This is a genomic window from Mycobacterium sp. OTB74 (genome assembly GCF_029892685.1).
Taxonomy (GTDB): domain Bacteria; phylum Actinomycetota; class Actinomycetes; order Mycobacteriales; family Mycobacteriaceae; genus Mycobacterium.
Genome location: NZ_JARXVD010000010.1, coordinates 159,520 through 176,108, shown reverse-complemented (window position 1 = coordinate 176,108; position 16,589 = coordinate 159,520). Strand labels below are relative to the sequence as shown.

The window sequence follows — 16,589 nt, the reverse complement described above, 5'->3', positions numbered from 1 at the left end:
GACCCGCTGACGCCGCGGTGACCGGCCCGGCGTGGACGGGGCGACGACTACGGCTTCCGGCGGCGCCGACAGCTGAGCACGCCGCCGAGCTCGCGCAGCGCGCCGTCGACGCCGAGCGCAACATCAACGGTGTCGAGCTTGACTACACCCCGGAGTCGCTGAACCGGGTGGACGAGATCCTGGACAGCTTCCGGGAGCCGGGCTCCGACGCTGTGGCCGAGACGATCTTCGTGTTCGGCTGCTACGTCGGTGAGGTGCTCGTCCGCGACGCGGGCTACAAGTGGGTCGACAGTTCTCCGGAAGTCGCACGCTGGGGCGGGTCGCTCACGCTGTACCGAGCCTCGGATAAGGCGCATGCAAGCCCGATCTGGAAGGGCTTCAAGCGGGTCAACAACGGCGAGGTCGACAGCGTCGCCTACTTCTACCAGGCGTGCGCCGTGATCAGCGCCAGCGGTCGGCCGACGTTCAAGGAGTCGCACGCGACACCGCGTGAAACCGAGAAGCCGGGCGAGTAGCCCGCGGGGGGAACACCGTGGCCACCACCGCGTTCCACGCGGCGAGCATCGACCATGCGGCGGCCGGTTCCGGGAGTTCGACGGCTACAAGTACGCCCTGAGACTAGCGACGCTGTCGATGATGCTGACACCACCAGTTGACGCGGTCGGTCGCGTCAGAAAGCCGTCGGTCCGGTGATCGTGGCGCTGAGAGAATGAGATGACGGAGCGAACACCGGTGCGGATGCGCGGACGGCACGTTCGTTGGGGGCAGGGAGAATCTGGTGACGATCCAGCATGTACTTGCTGATGGCGTGGCGTCGGCGACTTGGCCCGCCATCCGCGCCGTCGTGTTCACGACCGCGGGAGTCGTGCTCATCGTGATCGGCTCGCGCCGTCTCGTCGTTCGACGACGCTGGGAACGTGCGGACGAGCAGCGCCTGCTGCATCCGGACGTGAGCGACGTCGAGCGGGCTCCGGCGCCGTTGAAAGGCGGGGGCCTGCTCGTCTGGGGTGCGGTGCTGTTCCTGTTGGGCCTCGGGCACATCTTGGATCTGATCGTCACACTGCACCTGGCCGGCGTCTTGTGACCGACCGCGTACCGCCACTGAACCGGAGCCCCCATCTCGCGAGGGCTGACCACCACTCGAAGGAGCCGTGATGTTCCACGCCATCCCCGGCGAACTGCCCGCCGCTGACGCCCGCGACCTCGTAGGCATCGCCCTGCCGCCCGGCCGGCTCGTCCAGTCGCAGGAGAGTCCCGGGGCGCCTGTCGCCTGGATCAGCGTCGAACTGCTACCTGTCGAACAGCTCAACGAGCTGCTGCAGGCGCTGGCCGCGGCGTTCCCGCAGACCGGGCTGTGGCCGCTGCGGGCGGAGGGATCCCACGGCCGAGGCCTTGCGCAGCCGTGGTTCGACGGGGAGATGGGCGGACCGGAGACCGAACTCCCCGACGCGTTGGAGGTCGTGTCCCGCAAGCAGTTCGAGGAGCCCACGGTGCCGCTGGCGACCGCGTTGGCACCCGGTGTCCCGGGTCCTGACCTGGACCTACACGCGCTGCATGTGGACGAACCCGGCGCGTTGCTGCTCGTACCGGTCGCACGGCCCGCGGATGTCCCCGCCGCACTCGGCTGGTGGGGCGGGACCAATTACGACCTGAGCGGCGCGGACTTCACCGCGGTGCTGCGGTCGTGGGAGGACCGGTTCGGCGCGGTGTTGATCAGCATCGGGTTCGACACCATGACGGTGCGGGTGGGCCGGCGCCCGGTGACCGACGAGCAGATCGACGCTCTGCTCAGTGAGCACTACGGGTTCTGCCCGGACAACATCGACCAGGGGACGCCGGCGGAGACGTTCCGCGGAGGTCTGGCGCACTGGATCTACTGGAACTTCTGGTGGGACTGAACTCCTACCTGATCGACGGGGACGACAACTAGACGGGGAGGGCCATGAGCGTCGTCCGAATCAACTACCTCACCGGTTTCCACTACGGAGACGACGCGGTCCTGTTGACCATGGATCGAGACGGGGTGCATGAGTTTTGTGCCGCGCTGAGCAATGCTGAGCGACAAGGGAACTCGCGGCTGAGGCATAGCGGGGTCGTCCACGAGTTCCGGATCGAACCTGGCGCGGCCGACATCGACCTGACTCCGACCCATGTGGTGTGGCGGCTGGACCCGGATCGGGCGATCGACATCATCAAGGATCTCCGCTTGCTCGGCGAAGGAGAGCACCACGCGGCGCATCAGTACGTCGACGGCATACATTCGCCGGCTGAGGTGCTGATCTTGTCCCGCGACGAGTATGTCGACGTCGTCTACCCGTAGCAGGCACCTCGATAGCGGCGCCGAGGTCGCTCGCTCTTGGTGGCCACCACGACGTGCTGTCGCCGTAGGCATCACCCGTGCTAGGTTGTGCGGCTCTGATCGATCACGGGAGAGGACATCGCGATGCCTGACTTGTAGGTCCGGCTGCCTTTCTCGCAGCCGCCACGGACGCTGCGGGCAGCCTGCCGAAAGCAGGAATCCGATGTCCCACACCGACTCTCACCGCCCCGCGTGGGTGCAGTGCAACGACCACCGACGCGACGTGGTCGCCGACCACAGCCACCGGTGCCACAGCTCCGGCGGCGCTGACTGCGACCTGCCGGCATGGCCGGTCGACAAGCACCACAACGAGACGCGGTGCTGCTATCACCCCGCGGCGGAGCTGCCGCAGCGGATCTACGGGGGCAGCTACGTCACGCCCCGAAGCCGCAAGCCGTACCGCCGCATGTGGTTCGGCTCTGAGCGCACCGCCCAGCGGGCGATCCTTCGCGCACTCACCAGGGACGCGATGCACGGCGGCGACGTGGACGACGACGTGATCGACCACCGGCAGACCCACCGTCACACCGAGTACGGCGGAGGGTGGTGGGACTGACCGTGCCGTTTGGCCCAGTGAGGGCGACGGACGAAGTGCACCCACCTGGCTCGCGGTGGTTCAGTCCGTCGCGATGGCGTTGTGCGCGTCGGCACCGACGACCGGGAGTACGCCATCGCGACACCAACCACAGCATTGACTCTGATATGGAACTTCTACCGACAACGCTTGACCCCCGACGAACTGCGGCCGTTCGCTTCTTCGCCGGTTTCGATGTCTAGGGCGAAGCATCCCGGAGTGCACGAACGGTCACCGTGTAGCTCGGCTCGCCGCGCTCCTCGCGGTAGGTGATCTGCTTGATCTTCTTGTCGTCCTGGTAGAGCCAGACTGTGGCGAGATCGCCCAGGTGGTCGATCGATGACCGGTGAGCCCGAACAGGCTTGTTCTCCAAGACATCCGCGATCCCACCGAGGATGTTGGTCGCATCTCCGGCCGACGAGCGCGTGATCACGGCCAGTGCCACGCCGCCCGTCTCGATCGGGGCGAATCCATGCTCCAGGCACGCACGCCGTGCGGCCCGAAGAAGGGCGAGAATCCTTTCCGCCTGACCATGTTTCGCGTTGAACACCGAAAGTGCTTCGTTCTTCAACGGTGGCTGACCGAGCACCTCGAAATGAATCGAACTCGCGGGTGCGTCGACCGGATCCTGATTCGTCGCCTGGTCGGACATCGCTACCTCCTTCTGAGATGGTGGGCTGCCTAGCATCCGGAAAACCGAACTCTGTGTCCGCGTTTAGCTTGCCAGCGCTTGCCCGGGAGTTGATGGCATTGCCGCGATCGTGGGCATCGAACCGTGCCGCCAGCCGCAGACGAGACCCAGATGTCGGTGACGCTGAATCCGCCTCGGCGTCAAGCTGCTCCGCGTCTGCCGACTCTGCAGTCCCCATCGATTCGCCCGTTTCGCGCTAGTAGACCACCGCCGGGCACAACACGCTTTTGAGGACCGCACTATGAGCGCCGTCCTGTCCGACCGCCGCTGTACGCTGATCGGGTTCGTGTCCCATCTCACCGGCCGCGCCACGTCACGGCGCCGCACATGACACACATCGAACCGAAGGGCCGGTCCCTTCCACGCCGGTGAACCGGAACCGTCCCCGCCGCCCTCGCCAAGACGGCGCAGCCCTGCGGTACCTCGCCGGGTGGCGACGCGAAGTCGAGTACGCCGAGCGCCTCCACCTCACGGATAGCTACGTGTACGACAGGTACATCGATTGCCCGTGCTGCGACGGCCGGCTCCGGGTCGGCTCCCGTGATCGCCTGGCGGCACTCATCGCCCGCGGCGGCAAGCACGCCCACCAGCTCCGGGCAGCGGTGGACCGGCTCGACGACCGCTTCCGCGCGGTCACCGTCGAACGCGGCGCGTGGGCCTCGGCGCCGTGGTGGCGCCGGCGCGAGCCGTGGGACTGACCCGCCGCCGGGTGAAACTCGATAGCGACTTGTCGGTGCGCCGTGCCATGCTCGGGCCATGACCGAGGCCACTGCCGCCGAGCGGTGCGCCTGCCCCGAGGAACACGCCACCGCCGACGGCCGATGCGCGCAACCGTCGATCCGCAGCGACGATCCAGACGACCCGACACTCGCTCGGTACATCTGGTGCGGCTGCTGCATGGCCGACTGCCCGGACGTGCACGGCCCCGAGGGACGGCTGCCGGGGCACTACCACTACCAGGCTGACTGGTCGGTTGAGGACGACGAGTTCGTCGGGCTGGCAACCGAATTCCCGTCCCTGTCATTCCTGGCGCCCACCCCGCACGAAGCGCTGGCGGGTATCGAGTCGCTGGTGGCCGAGGCGCTGCGGGACATGGCACGGACCGGGGAATCGCCACCCGTGCCGAGTCCGCAGGAGTGACCTTCCCCGACCGTTCGGCCGGGGCGCTGTCGGTGGCCGCGGCTACTGTCCGCGCCATAACCGACAGGGGGACCCGATGCTTGACCGGCACGTGTTCGAGGACCAATGTCGCGACGACGGAAGTCGTTGTTACAGCGCGGCTTATCTCAACGCCGACGGCGCTCTGGTGGTGAAGATCCACGACCAGGGACCCGTCGTGCAGCGGGCACTCGGCGCGTCCGAGTACGAGTCGACCGAGACCTTCACGGTCGATCAGACGGCACGCCTGCGTGAAGAGCTCGGCGACGATCTGATCGCGGCGATCGCGCAGCGGTTCCCGGATTCGGCTCAATTCGCGAAACACGTCGCGACGCTGGGCGTGGGCCGCGGCAAGGTGTGGAACCGGATCGGCGACTAAGCAGCCGCCCACCGCCGCCATCCCCTGTCACGTCCCGGCGATGCTCCGCCGGGGCGCAGCCGCGTGGGTAGGCGCGGATCAGTGATGGCTCCTCCGTGCGCGGCAAACGCCCGCAGGTCTTCGGTCTCGTTGCCGGTCGGGTTCAGGTTCTTGTCCCCTTGCGATTCGGTTCGTTCTTCGTGACCCGGTAGGCCCGCGCAAGACAGCTCGTCATCTGCCCCGCACGGCCGCGCACCGGGAACGGTTCGAGCAGGTCAGGTTGGGTGAGTCGTCAGTTTGGAGAGGATCGAGTCGTCAGTTTGGAGGTGCCGGTTCACGACGCGAACTCCAACTCACCCGCAACGCCGAGCCACTCCCAACGAGGTGGTCACGGTCTCCAGCGGCAAGCCGCGCGCTGCACCGCGCCGCGCGATCTACGCGCACATGGCGCTGATCCAGGAGAGCATCGGTGAGCCGGACATCGACCCCGACGACCGGGTCGCCGTCGAGCGGGTGATCCGTGAGCAGGGGCGGTTCGTCGCGATGTGCCGGACCGGCAGCGGGCTGAACAAGTACGCGGACGTTTTCCCAAGATGAACAAGTTCCCGAACCTGAAGCGGTGGGCCAGCCAGGCTCCTCCGAGCTGGCCGCGCTGAGGATCGACGCCGCAAGCACCACCTTTACAGTAGTTGTCATATTGCTACATTTCAGCTGTGAAACTCCTGAACGCCGCTCTCGTTGGCTCTCTGACGTTCGCACTCGCAGCCTGCGGCGGAACACGCGGTAACCAAGAGAGTGCAGCCCCGGCCGCTACCACCACCATCTCGGCGCAACCACCAAAACCGTTGCCATTCAACGCGAGCGGCTTGTTGGCAGGGACCGCAACGCCGAATCTCCCAGCCGGCGCACTGCACGAAGTGTCCGTCATTCAAACTGGCCCACTCGACGTGCACATAAGCGGCGCCGCCAAGCTCCCGTTCGCATTCCGCAACAACACCAGTGGCGCAATTTCTCACGTCGACTGGACCGCGACAGCCCGTAGCGGCGGCAAGATTGTCGCCACCGCCAACAGCCAGGGCACGATCCCCGCGCAGGTGCAGCCCGGAGAAGTCGGACTCGCCTTCATCTACTTCGGACCCGGTGACCCGAAACCACCCACCGAGGCCGCCTATGACTTCCAGGCCAAGACCAGCGCGGCCGACCAGCACTCGTACAACACCGCCGCACTCAAAGTGACCGAGGCCAACGCGTCCGGCGATGCCGTCGTGGGCGGGGCCGTCAACTCCACCGGAAAGTCCGTCGAAGGACCGTTCTCTGTGTCCACCTACTGTTTCGATGGCGACAAACTGCTCGGTGCCCACGACGCGTTCGCTAAACAGAACGGACCGGCCGCCCCGGACGAACAGGTGACGTTCTCGGTGCCGCTGTATGGCGCGAGCTGCCCGACTTTCATCGTCGGCGTGGGCGGCTTCTTCGCCTAGCGCAAATCGCCTCACCCCACATACGACTAGCGACCGCGCCGACGAGGAGCACAATCCGATGGGCAAAGACGACGCACTCGGGCAGATCCGTAGTGATCTGTCCCGGTTGGAGACCAAGAAGCGGCTCAAAAACAAGGACTTCATACGGCTCGAAGAAATCCTGAGCCAAACGGGAAGTCTCGTCGCGAAGGACCGCGAGTACGAGCGGTTGTACCGGTGGGCGCTGGGCATCCACAAAGGCAAGTCCAAGCCTCCGTCGCAGCCGCCGCGTGCAAATAAACGTATCGGTCCCTCTGGGCTCGTCGAGAACCCCGGGCTCTCCCAGGGCGGCCGCGAGGTGCTCGGCGGACTTCCGGGATCGCGGCGGGGACACTGACATGGCGAACCCATACCGCGGCGAGATCGCCGACCTACTTCGCGGTGCCCGTTGCCATTTCGGCCACACGCTGCGCGAGATCGAAGACGGGCTGACCGTCGACCAGGCATCCGAGTTGCGCGACGTGAGCCGCGACCAGGTGGCCGCGTGCCGCCGTGCTGTGCAGCGGGTGCTCAACGGCGAGTTCTCTACCAACGTCACGCAGGCCGGCTACGACGAAGCCGTCCACCGTGCACTGCTGCATCACCGCGGCGAGATGAGCGACGGTCTGCGACAGCACGTCGACACAAAGCTGGCCTGGTTCAAGGCCGAGTGGCTGCCGGACCTCAAACCCGAACCGCTGCAGTGTCCGTACGGCTACGGTGCGCCGGCGAAGGGAGCAACCGGCCGCCCGGAGCCGGCGGTGTGCCCGGACTGCCGGATGGCTCCCTGCTGGTGCGACTGACCGTCGGTTCTCGCCGCGCGAGCCAGCGTCGGGATTTATCGTTCCATCCATGTTCGATCGCGCTGATCCGCCGGAATGCCTCTGGCTCCCCCTGCCGTACTCCGAGGAAGAGCATGCTGCCGTTATGGAAGCAGCGGATGCTGACGGCGTCGAATACGTGCCCTGGGCCAATTTTCGGCAGCTTGTCGACGGGATGGCACGGGCCCGCAGAGCCCGGATCCGGTTTGTCGCCACCGAGGGCGATCCGACGGATGGTTATCCGGCGCTTGCAGGTTGGGCTGCGGCGGTTGGTGCCACGAACGTCCTGACCAAGGCGACCGCACCGGCTCCACCGCCCGAGGCGGAGAAGATGCTCGGCGCGCTCCGGTTCTATGGGAACAATGGCTGGGCGGACTTCAAGACAAATGTGGGCCCGATGACACGCACCCATGGCCAGAAGCTGGCCGACGCCGGGTATGACCCTGACTGGGTTGTCGGCTATTTCGTCGGGCAAGGCCTCGACCGGGACGCTGCGATGCGGCTACGAAAGTTCCTCGAAAACAACGTAACGTCCTGAAACTCGCAGACGAATCGCATGTCTCCGCAGCCGCGCCGAGTACAGCACGCGCCGCTGCAAGAGGCTGCCGGTGGCGCATGGATGTGACTCCGCGGTGGTATCGGAGATCTGTCGGTCCCGCTGGCTAACGTGGGGACCGTCGCACGAAGCGGCGCATCACCACCCCGGGGAGAACCACATGACCTTCGACGAACTCCGCGCGCTCATCACCAACTCGCGCCCGTCCGACTGGCGACGAGTCAAAGCGATGGGGCCGACCTACCGCGACCGTTTCGGCTCGTGGACCGGGCCCGGCGAACAGGCCGGCATCGATCACGACAGCCACGCGGAAGTCGCTGTATATCGCCCGGACATCGACCTGACGATCGCCTACGGAATGCCTGAGAGCCAGCACGAGCGCAACCTGGCGTTCACGTGGTCGAAGGCGTTCCCGGACAAAGAGATCCGCGAGATCAGCATCGCTGACATCTTCTGGCGCGGCTCCCTGGTGGACCGTGTCAACTACGTGTACGTCGACGGCGGCCGCGGGATCGTGCCGATTGGCAGCGGGCATCAGGGCCTTCGCATCACGCAGTACGACCTCGCGGTGGCTCGGCTCCTCAGCGACATCTCGGACTACCACGAATGGGAGCGCTACTACGGCGCAGTGCCGTACGAGTTGCAGGACTGAAATGGCCCTGCAGTTCGTCGACCTGCGCCCCGCCTCGTCCGATGACCGCTGGTGGTCGCCGCCGTTCGACTCCGCGGTCACCTACGCGAACCCGCATTGGTGGGACCGGCCCCGGAATTACTACGTGAGCAAGCCCTGGTTCGTCCAAGTACTCCAGGACGGTGTCGAGGTGGCGCGGGTCGAGTTGGACGACCCGGGCGGCATCAACCCGGAGTATGCGCACGTCCCGGTGATCGGTGACGACGAGCGGTTGGAGATCCAGTTCATCGAGGTGGCCACCGCCTCGATGCGCTGCGGGATCGGCACCGGGGTGGTGGAGGCGCTCGCCGACCGGCACCGTGGCCGCCGGCTGTTCGCGTACAGCGAGGACGCGGACGAATTCTGGGGGTCGCTCGGCTGGCAGCGTTTCGATCACCGCGACGGACAGCCGCAGTTCCACCGCGCGCTATTCATCGCGCCGGCCCGGTGACCCGCTCGCCCAGAGAAGGCATCGACAGGCCGATCGATTTCTCGTACGACGCCTGCTGGTTCGAGTGCACCGAGTGTGGTGACCGCGTGGTGATGACGTTCGAGGACTACGACAACGGCGCGTCCCGGACCTGCCGCTCGGGTCACGAGGTCTCTGCTCAGACGGAGTATCCGGCGCTCACGGACCTGTCCGACATCGCGCTGGACCCAGCCGAGATCGAACGCCTGGCTTGGTATCACACCAGCACCTACCACGACTGGCCTCCGACCGACGAGTCACCCAGGGCGAGCGCGACCCACCTGGGCACGTTCGAGTCGGCGATCGAGAACATGTTCCGGCGCATGCGGGACCAAGATGACGCGGACAGCCAGTTCTATCTGCACAGGGTGCTCATCGGGTGCCCGCCCGTCGAGGTGTCACCCCTCGGGCCGGAGCTCAGCGACTTCATGGGCAACGTGAGGCTCGGCGCCCTGCACGAGGCCGGGTACCCGGTGGTGCGCTACGTCAACGTGCACGAGCACACCGGCTCGATCTCGCTGGTGATGGTGCCGTCGGTGATCACTCGCGTCCAGACGCTCGCAGTGCCGCTGAGCTTGGACGTCGAGGAGTCCTCGGCGTCCCGGGAGGTCTTCGCCCGCCACGCCGCTGAACGAGACGAGGTGACTGCACGGCGGCCGTCCACCGAGGGGATCAGCCGCCTCGAGTACCTGAAGCCGCGTGACCCGGAGACCGCGCCGATAGTCAGGGCGGCACGGGCCTGCGACAGGGAGTTGTGGGCGGCCGAGGACCGGTACAAGCAGGCGATGACGAGCGAGCACATGCCCGGGGTGGGCTACCGGACGCGCGAGAAGTTGTTGGACGCGCGCAGGTACCACCGCGCCGACCTTGTCGCCGCCCACGACAAGTTCCGGTTACTCGCCGAGTTGGTGCAGAACCCCGCGCGTACGCTCGCCGCTCTCCGAGCGCAGCCAGTGCGCGAAATCGGCGGGAAGGCCCGGTAGCGCGAGCTACCCGTTCATCCACCGGGCTAGTGCCGCAACCGATTCCGCTTCGCTGAGCGCTCCGGTCCCCCGCAGCATCCGCCACCACGCCCGCTCGGCGGCCAGGTACTCCTCGACCCAGCCTGGCAGGCAGGGCCGGTCACTCAGGTCTTCGGAATATTGGTCCACACCCGTTTGGACGCAGCGGGACGGTGAACGGTTCCATCGGATTTCGGGCCAGTTTTGAGCGCCGACCGCCCTCCGGGCCCGGCTCTGCTCGGTCCTAGTCCTATTCGGCGAGCAGCGGAACGCGGTCCGCCAGCCGGCGGAGATCCCAGGGGTACTTGATCGCCAGCACGACGTACAGCAGTGCCAATCCGACTTTCACCGCACAGTCGATCCACCCGCGAGAGCCCAGCGCAAGGAGGCCGAAAAACACCGCGAAGCAGACCATCGCGATGGTCTGCTTGCGCTTCATTGTCTGCCCGACAGACAGCTGCAGACGCGCCAACCCATAGGCGGCGTGACGGATCGCCGGATCGGAGGGCACTGGTCCACGGCGCACTGCCCGCAGCGCCGCGGCGCGGGCCCGGCGCGTCCCCAACGGTTCGAGCAGCGCGAACGATTCGTTGCGCTCACCGAGAAGGACCCCGAACGCCGCGCCGACGGCGGCACCGGTGATGGTGATGATCGCTATGCCGCCGGCCGGAATCAACGACGCCGCGGCCAGGGCGACACTTCCGATGGCGGCGATCACGGCCACGAAAAGCGCTGACAGTGCTATCCGGATCCCCGCGGTGTCCTGAAAACGCAACCACAGCATGGCCGTTGTCCTCTCGTTGCCCGGTGGGCGGGTCCCGCCGGCGGAGGTGAGACTAGTGCCGGCAACGCGGTCGCCGAGACCGCGGCGCGGCGCCGATGGGTGGCGGCAGGTATGTCGTGTCGCGCCTCCAAGCACGTTCCAGACCTACCTACAGTCACCGCCATGGCCATTGATCTGACCGACACCGCGACGCTGCTCACCGCGCTGCGTTGCGTCCTCGAACAAAATGTCCCCAACCAATCCGACAACAGCCGCGAGGACACCGTGCGCTTCATCGACGCTCAACTGGATGCGCTGCACGCCACGGGAATGGTCGCCCCCGCTCAGGTAGGCGGCCGCTCTAGCGCTGTCAACAAAAAGCGCACGCTGCTGGCACGTGCCCTGGTGCAGTCCCTCTACGGCGACGACACAGTCTCCACACTGAGGCGCGCAGGTCAGATCTGAGTCCGTCACCCCGCCTGCTCGACCCGCGTCCCAGCACCATCCCGACCGCTCACGCTGACACCATGCCGGCCATGAAGTGGATCGCTGACACGCGCACCGTCGAGCTGACCGAGCGGAACCTGTCCGCGCTACTGGCCAAGCTGGACGATCCGGCCTCGGTGCGCACCCTGGTCTCCCCGTGCCGGGCACTGGCCGTGCACGCGATCGAGGACGGCGCCGACCCCGACGCCGCGGCGGCCGAGACACTGGCATGCCTGACGGCGACCCGCCGCGTCCCGGTCGAACCGGTGGTCGTGCTGTGCCGCAGCCAGCTGGCTGCGCTGGCGGGGACCGTCTGCGGGGCACTGTCCGCTTCGGGCGTTTGTGTTGTGTCCGTACCGGATTCGGCGCACTACAAAGACCGGAACCCGGGCCCGGTGGTCATGCCCACCTCCGGCGAGCGGTACTGATCCGTCGTTCTGTGCCCGCCTAACTGGCGCAGGTAGCCGGCCCCATCCGCCCCTATCCTGGAACCCGGGGATCTGAGGGGGTTCGCGTGGCTGCTGCCATCGACGTCGGCGGTGCGCGTACGCGCACGTCCTGCGCGGCTGGGGTTTTCATCGCCGTCACATTGGCGCTGACGGGCTGTTCGGCGCCGCTGTCCGGTCACGCCACCAAAGCCGCCGGGCCGGCGCCCGCCAGACCGATCGAACAGCTCGCCCCTACCGCGGATGAAATGTCCGAGGCCCTGGGGTCGGTCATGAAACCCGCGCTGGTCCGAAGTTCGGATGCGATCACATTGTTGCCGGACGGGATCGGTGACACCACCCCGGCCGCGTGCGTCGGCGCCAAGATGGGCGGAATGCGCCAGACCTACGCGCAGGCCCCCGTCACGGCCGCCCAGACCGGTTCGTGGGACACCAGCACCGACGGAAACATGTTCCCGCGCCCCGAGTTTCACGTCAGGGTGGCGATCGTGGAGCTGAAAACCTCGGCCGCCGCGTCGTCCCTTCACCGACAGTTCGTCTCGCAGTGGCAGCAATGCCAGGCGACCCCGATCGTCGAACACAACGTTGCCACTGTCGGGAGCACGTTCACCGACCAGATCACAGCCGTGGCCGAGCACGATGGACTGCTGACCGCCATCGACATGCAATCGACCGACAACCGGTACGACGTGCACACTGATCCTCAACCGATCGAACGGGCGGTGGCGATCGCCGGCCGATTCCTCATCGACGTCGATGTCGACAACACCGACGGAATACCCAGAAACGTCATCCCGCCCGACCATGCAGTGGCCGTGGCCAAGCTGATCGTCTCCAAGATCACCTCCAACACATAGCCTCCACACCGCGAAATCGCCGCACGAACAGGGACACAATGAACGAAATGCTGGCCCGCGCCGGGATCTTCCAGGGCGTCGAACCCGCAGCCGTCGCCACATTGAGCGCGCAACTGCAATCCGTGTCGTTTCCGCGCGGGCACATCATCTTCCACGAAGGCGACGCCGGCGACCGGCTCTACATCCTCACCTTCGGCAAGGTGAAAATCGGCCACACAGTCCAGGGCCGTGAAGCCCTCATCGCCATCTTGGGCCCAACCGATATGTTCGGCGAACTGGCCCTGTTCGACCCGGGCCCGCGCACGTCCACGGTCACTGCCCTCACCGAGGTCCATGCCTTCACCATGACCCGGCCGGCGCTGCGTACCTGGATCAGCGCGCACCCCGAAATCGGCGAGCAACTCCTGCGGGTGCTGGCCCGCCGCCTGCGCCGCACCAACAACATTCTGTGCGACCAGATCTTCACCGACGTCGGCGGCCGCGTCGCGAAAATCCTGCTCGATCTGGCCAGCCGGTTCGGCGAGGCCGGCCAGGGCACGCTGCGCATCGATCATGAACTCACCCAGGAAGAGATTGCCCAACTGGCCGGCTCGACCCGGGAATCGATCAACAAGGTTCTGGCCAATTTCACCACCCGCGGCTGGATCCGCCAACAGGGCAAGACCATCCACATCCTCAACCCCGCCGCGATGGCCAAACGCGCCAAATGAACACCGGACCGACCACAGGGCGAGCCTCTACCTTCGTCGCTGCCCCTGTCACAGTCAAATGCGCGCGCGCGGGCGCCGACATCCCGCGGCGGCGCGGAAAAGTAGCGGGCCGACCATACCTCGCGCGGTCTTACGCTTGAAATATGCCCAAACACAACGCAATCGACGTGCTTCTCGACCAGACCGAACTCGCAATCTACCGGCATGGTCGGCTCAACCCGGGCCTGGTCATCGAGGGAAGCTTGCGGCTCATTGATCAATCGCGCTGGGTCCTGACTGAGTGGGGATACACGCCCAGGATGACGCGATGCGCCCTGAACGCTGCGCGGGCGGCACTCCGACAACTGCCGATGACCTGACCTCAGCAGCTGTGTCTGGTCGACGACTCTGCCGCGTTCCGGAGATAGGAAACGTACCGCGGCTTATCAGCGAGGTCGGGGTTTTCAACAGGTCCCGCTTCCGTCCCGCGCCGCGGCATCGCCGGATGTTCAGGTCAGCTGCACGAACACGATCTCTGGGAAGGTGCACACGTATTCAACGCATGGCGTCAATCGTGTGATTAATAGCGGCTTGCGTATACCGCTGTGGTCTGTGTTCTCGCGTTGCTCAGATCGGTCGAAGATGTTCGTATCATGACTTGCGGTTCATCAGATTCGCACGAATCTGCACCACGACATGTGAAAGATTCGGTCATCTGCCCATCATTGGTGCCGGTGATCGAATATACGATCGTGAATTTCAACGTGGACACCGACCACAGGTCGGATTGGTCGCCTAAGTATTTCGTGACAGGCTCGATGGTTGTAACGCACCCTAGAGGACCTGTGCAGTCCGGATTGAGGGCACGGAAGTTGACTTGCCATACGCTTGGGCTAAGCACCCTCGACCGTGCAGCGTCCAAGGCAGAGGTTGTTGGAGCAGCTGTTGCCGTCACGCTCGTCGTGGCTGGTTCGTCATCATTTTTCAGTGAGTCCAGTTGATCGCTGATTAGGAACGCGAACGCCCCTGGCTCTGCTTTCCAGAGGCGGTTGTCTCCATCGGCGATGACGTCGATCGGTACATCGTGAGATGCACCCTTGCCCGTTTGGACTTTCGCCATTCCGGTGTATTCGTTGCCTGACTTGTGAATCAAATTGACGTCCTGCACGTGGAGGTGAAGTTTTGCCAATTTGTCGTCTGAGTCGAATTTCTGCTGCATCGACTGCTTGACCCAGCTGCCGAGATCGTCCGTGTCGACTGACGTTCCGAATGGGCTCCATTCCACCACCGCGAACACAGTCGCTGCGACAGCGGCGAGCGCGATCAGAGCACTGAACAACGGAGCGTTCTTGTTGGGCTCTGCCGCTTTGGACGGCCTACACGCCACGACGACTACACCGATCGCGCCAAGGAGCAGTCCCCAGAGAAGCGACTCCCCGATGTTGCGGCCCTTCAGGTTGCCTATCACCGCAGCACAGGCAGCGCAGAACAGCCACAACAGAATCGTTATTGCCCATTGCATGCGCGTGAGTGTAAATCCGCCCACCCACAGCTGTCGGCGAGTCGATACACCGCTTAGCTGCTCTTTCTCGGTTCGGAACTCAGCGATGCACGCGATCGCGCCCACCTCGTTCTCAACGCGACGAGCACGCGTGCTGCCGGAACCTCGGACAATGGTGCGCGATTCCGTCCCAATGCACCGTCGGACTGCGCAGCGACGGAGTCATAGCCGTATTTGACCCCGTGACCAACCGCTCCTGGACCAGCTCGAAACCGCGGCGGTAAGAGGCGGAGCCGGACGGACCAAACCCCTTGGCCGGCACGCCGGTTCAGTTCGGTGGCACCGGCGGTCCGTAGAGCTTAAGGTAGACCTCCCGTGCCCGTGACCGCAGCTGGTCACCGTCCAATCCCCCAGCGCGGCTGCGCAGTTCGGGATCGCCGACGTAGTCGTCGACGTCGAAGAACAGCCCCTCCAGAAGGGTGAACTCGCGGCCGGCCACCAGGTCTGCGTCGTCCTTGAACAGTTTCAGGTACGCCGTCTCGAAATCATCGGCCGAAATGCGTTCAGCGATGAAGTCGGCGATCAGGCTCCAGTACTTCGCGGCCGGAGTCGTCTCGCGCGGACCGGCGCCGTCGACCTCGAACGAGTCCTCCACATCTCGAGTCTAAAACCGGCGGCAGGTGCGGCTGACGCAGATTTCAGCCGGAAGCGCTGTGGTGTCGCACGATTCATGCACCGCGTACTGTGGGCGAGTACACAAAGGCCAGAGTCGCATCCCCCGATGTTCTGGTTCAGATTTCAGAAGAACCCGGTATTCGACCTTCGCGGCCGACCCGGGTTCTTTGCTTTTACCCGTCCGATACACCCCACCGGATCAACCCGGTGCCTCACCCGTTCTGGCAGGCCCCGACCGCTGCGGCGCGCTCCCCGGTGGTGATCGGCAGCTGATACTTGGCGGCCACCGTCAGGTAGTCGACGACGAACCCGCACGGCTGGTACTCGGGCAGCCACTGATCCAGGCCATAGTCGGATTTGGCGCGGTTGGCCGTCGCAGACACCGCGACCAGCTCGGTGAGATCGTTGGCGAAAATCTGCCGCTGCTGCGGGCTCCACTGCGCCGCACCGGCATCCCACGCGCGACGAAGCGCATACCGGTGATCAATCTGCACCTGCTTCACATCCACCGCCTGCCCGGTGTACGGGTCCGGGTCGAGGGTGCCGGCGGTGACCTTGCAGTCACGGGTCCCCGGCTTGAACACCACGTCCTTCAGCGCGGCACCCAAGACCCTGTTACGGGTGTCGCAGCCGGAGTGATCGGTCGGGTCGTTCCACGCGGGACCGAACACGCAGGACTGATCTTTGCGACACCCTCGCTGATAGCCCGGCACCGGGCTAATGCGGTCGACCACCGGCACCCGGTCCAGCAGCCCGGCCAGTGCCGCCGGGACAGGTTCGGCCGACGCGCGGGGCACGCCGCCGGTCCCGGTGTGCACGCCGCCGACGGTGAGGGCCAGCGCGGCGGCCACCACGAACCCGCGGCGCGGGCCGCTCATCGCGGCGAACAGGGATCGACGGTCATCTCGCTCACGGTAGACACCGCCACCGACAGATCGCCGTGGCAGCGTCCGCCACGCCGCCGTCGCGGCGGCCGCCTTTCACAGGCATCACCCGCTCACGGTCGGTGCAGTTAT

The 16,589-nt window shown here is 65.8% G+C and carries 27 protein-coding genes; 21 read left to right on the top strand and 6 right to left on the bottom strand.

The features are described 5' to 3' along the window. Positions 1-17 precede the first annotated feature (17 nt). From M2432_RS15595 to M2432_RS15575, 5 genes are all read left to right on the top strand, one after another. Positions 18-515, top strand: a complete 498-nt coding sequence (locus M2432_RS15595; protein ID WP_280827718.1) for a hypothetical protein — start codon at positions 18-20, stop codon at positions 513-515. A 263-nt stretch (positions 516-778) separates the two neighbouring features. After that, on the top strand, positions 779-1,084 hold the full coding sequence (locus M2432_RS15590; RefSeq protein WP_280827717.1) for a hypothetical protein: 306 nt from the start codon (positions 779-781) through the stop codon (positions 1,082-1,084). A gap of 70 nt (positions 1,085-1,154) precedes the next feature. After that, positions 1,155-1,898 carry a DUF4253 domain-containing protein gene (locus M2432_RS15585; RefSeq protein WP_280827716.1) on the top strand — a complete coding sequence of 248 codons (744 nt, stop codon included), beginning with the start codon at positions 1,155-1,157 and terminating at the stop codon, positions 1,896-1,898. Between the two features lie 44 nt (positions 1,899-1,942). Then, positions 1,943-2,320, top strand: a complete 378-nt coding sequence (locus M2432_RS15580; protein WP_280827715.1) for a hypothetical protein — start codon at positions 1,943-1,945, stop codon at positions 2,318-2,320. Positions 2,321-2,522: 202 nt separating this feature from the next. Beyond that, complete coding sequence (locus M2432_RS15575; protein WP_280827714.1) at positions 2,523-2,915, top strand: hypothetical protein; 393 nt, start codon at positions 2,523-2,525, stop codon at positions 2,913-2,915. A 217-nt stretch (positions 2,916-3,132) separates the two neighbouring features. Here the strand turns inward: M2432_RS15575 and M2432_RS15570 are convergent, their stop codons facing one another. Beyond that, positions 3,133-3,585, bottom strand: a complete 453-nt coding sequence (locus M2432_RS15570; RefSeq protein ID WP_280827713.1) for a hypothetical protein — start codon at positions 3,583-3,585, stop codon at positions 3,133-3,135. 521 nt (positions 3,586-4,106) lie between these two features. Between M2432_RS15570 and M2432_RS15565 the strand changes: the two genes are divergently transcribed. From M2432_RS15565 to M2432_RS15515, 11 genes are all read left to right on the top strand, one after another. Further along, positions 4,107-4,322 carry a hypothetical protein gene (locus tag M2432_RS15565; protein ID WP_280827712.1) on the top strand — a complete coding sequence of 72 codons (216 nt, stop codon included), beginning with the start codon at positions 4,107-4,109 and terminating at the stop codon, positions 4,320-4,322. Positions 4,323-4,380: 58 nt separating this feature from the next. Beyond that, a complete protein-coding gene (locus tag M2432_RS15560) occupies positions 4,381-4,764 on the top strand; it encodes a hypothetical protein (RefSeq protein WP_280827711.1) in 384 nt (127 codons plus the stop codon). A 76-nt stretch (positions 4,765-4,840) separates the two neighbouring features. After that, positions 4,841-5,161, top strand: coding sequence for a hypothetical protein (locus tag M2432_RS15555; RefSeq protein WP_280827710.1), 321 nt, complete (start codon positions 4,841-4,843; stop codon positions 5,159-5,161). Between the two features lie 363 nt (positions 5,162-5,524). After that, positions 5,525-5,737: a hypothetical protein gene (locus M2432_RS15550; RefSeq protein ID WP_280827709.1), complete on the top strand. Its 213-nt coding sequence runs from the start codon at positions 5,525-5,527 to the stop codon at positions 5,735-5,737. Between the two features lie 320 nt (positions 5,738-6,057). After that, positions 6,058-6,621, top strand: coding sequence for a hypothetical protein (locus M2432_RS15545; protein ID WP_280827708.1), 564 nt, complete (start codon positions 6,058-6,060; stop codon positions 6,619-6,621). A 58-nt stretch (positions 6,622-6,679) separates the two neighbouring features. Further along, positions 6,680-6,997, top strand: a complete 318-nt coding sequence (locus tag M2432_RS15540) for a hypothetical protein (RefSeq protein ID WP_280827707.1) — start codon at positions 6,680-6,682, stop codon at positions 6,995-6,997. Position 6,998: 1 nt separating this feature from the next. Then, positions 6,999-7,442: a hypothetical protein gene (locus tag M2432_RS15535; RefSeq protein ID WP_280827706.1), complete on the top strand. Its 444-nt coding sequence runs from the start codon at positions 6,999-7,001 to the stop codon at positions 7,440-7,442. A gap of 49 nt (positions 7,443-7,491) precedes the next feature. Next, positions 7,492-7,998: a hypothetical protein gene (locus M2432_RS15530; RefSeq protein ID WP_280827705.1), complete on the top strand. Its 507-nt coding sequence runs from the start codon at positions 7,492-7,494 to the stop codon at positions 7,996-7,998. 178 nt (positions 7,999-8,176) lie between these two features. Next, positions 8,177-8,668 (top strand): hypothetical protein, encoded by a 492-nt coding sequence (locus tag M2432_RS15525; RefSeq protein ID WP_280827704.1) that lies wholly within the window; start codon positions 8,177-8,179, stop codon positions 8,666-8,668. A gap of 1 nt (position 8,669) precedes the next feature. After that, on the top strand, positions 8,670-9,137 hold the full coding sequence (locus M2432_RS15520; RefSeq protein WP_280827703.1) for a GNAT family N-acetyltransferase: 468 nt from the start codon (positions 8,670-8,672) through the stop codon (positions 9,135-9,137). Beyond that, positions 9,134-10,138, top strand: coding sequence for a hypothetical protein (locus tag M2432_RS15515; RefSeq protein WP_280827702.1), 1,005 nt, complete (start codon positions 9,134-9,136; stop codon positions 10,136-10,138). The genes M2432_RS15520 and M2432_RS15515 overlap by 4 nt, the downstream gene beginning before the upstream one ends. 6 nt (positions 10,139-10,144) lie before the next feature. Here M2432_RS15515 and M2432_RS15510 read toward each other — a convergent pair whose 3' ends face one another. Next, positions 10,145-10,306: a hypothetical protein gene (locus tag M2432_RS15510; protein WP_280827701.1), complete on the bottom strand. Its 162-nt coding sequence runs from the start codon at positions 10,304-10,306 to the stop codon at positions 10,145-10,147. A gap of 100 nt (positions 10,307-10,406) precedes the next feature. Further along, positions 10,407-10,940, bottom strand: a complete 534-nt coding sequence (locus tag M2432_RS15505) for a hypothetical protein (protein ID WP_280827700.1) — start codon at positions 10,938-10,940, stop codon at positions 10,407-10,409. A gap of 162 nt (positions 10,941-11,102) precedes the next feature. Between M2432_RS15505 and M2432_RS15500 the strand changes: the two genes are divergently transcribed. The 5 genes from M2432_RS15500 to M2432_RS15480 all read left to right on the top strand — a co-directional run bounded on the left by M2432_RS15500 (position 11,103) and on the right by M2432_RS15480 (position 13,777). Next, entirely contained in the window at positions 11,103-11,384 is a 282-nt protein-coding gene (locus M2432_RS15500) for a hypothetical protein (RefSeq protein ID WP_280827699.1), read from the top strand. Between the two features lie 62 nt (positions 11,385-11,446). Continuing rightward, complete coding sequence (locus M2432_RS15495; protein WP_280827698.1) at positions 11,447-11,833, top strand: hypothetical protein; 387 nt, start codon at positions 11,447-11,449, stop codon at positions 11,831-11,833. Between the two features lie 86 nt (positions 11,834-11,919). After that, entirely contained in the window at positions 11,920-12,708 is a 789-nt protein-coding gene (locus M2432_RS15490) for a sensor domain-containing protein (protein WP_280827697.1), read from the top strand. Between the two features lie 38 nt (positions 12,709-12,746). After that, positions 12,747-13,418 carry a Crp/Fnr family transcriptional regulator gene (locus tag M2432_RS15485; RefSeq protein WP_280827696.1) on the top strand — a complete coding sequence of 224 codons (672 nt, stop codon included), beginning with the start codon at positions 12,747-12,749 and terminating at the stop codon, positions 13,416-13,418. A gap of 143 nt (positions 13,419-13,561) precedes the next feature. Beyond that, positions 13,562-13,777 (top strand): hypothetical protein, encoded by a 216-nt coding sequence (locus M2432_RS15480; RefSeq protein WP_280827695.1) that lies wholly within the window; start codon positions 13,562-13,564, stop codon positions 13,775-13,777. Between the two features lie 200 nt (positions 13,778-13,977). Here the strand turns inward: M2432_RS15480 and M2432_RS15475 are convergent, their stop codons facing one another. The 3 genes from M2432_RS15475 to M2432_RS15465 all read right to left on the bottom strand — a co-directional run bounded on the left by M2432_RS15475 (position 13,978) and on the right by M2432_RS15465 (position 16,451). Next, positions 13,978-14,919, bottom strand: coding sequence for a hypothetical protein (locus tag M2432_RS15475; RefSeq protein ID WP_280827694.1), 942 nt, complete (start codon positions 14,917-14,919; stop codon positions 13,978-13,980). A gap of 307 nt (positions 14,920-15,226) precedes the next feature. Then, positions 15,227-15,553 carry a colicin immunity domain-containing protein gene (locus tag M2432_RS15470; RefSeq protein ID WP_280827693.1) on the bottom strand — a complete coding sequence of 109 codons (327 nt, stop codon included), beginning with the start codon at positions 15,551-15,553 and terminating at the stop codon, positions 15,227-15,229. Between the two features lie 232 nt (positions 15,554-15,785). Next, the gene (locus M2432_RS15465; RefSeq protein ID WP_280827692.1) at positions 15,786-16,451 is read right to left on the bottom strand and encodes an HNH endonuclease family protein; all 666 of its coding nucleotides are present in this window, start codon (positions 16,449-16,451) and stop codon (positions 15,786-15,788) included. Between the last annotated feature and the right edge of the window lie 138 nt (positions 16,452-16,589).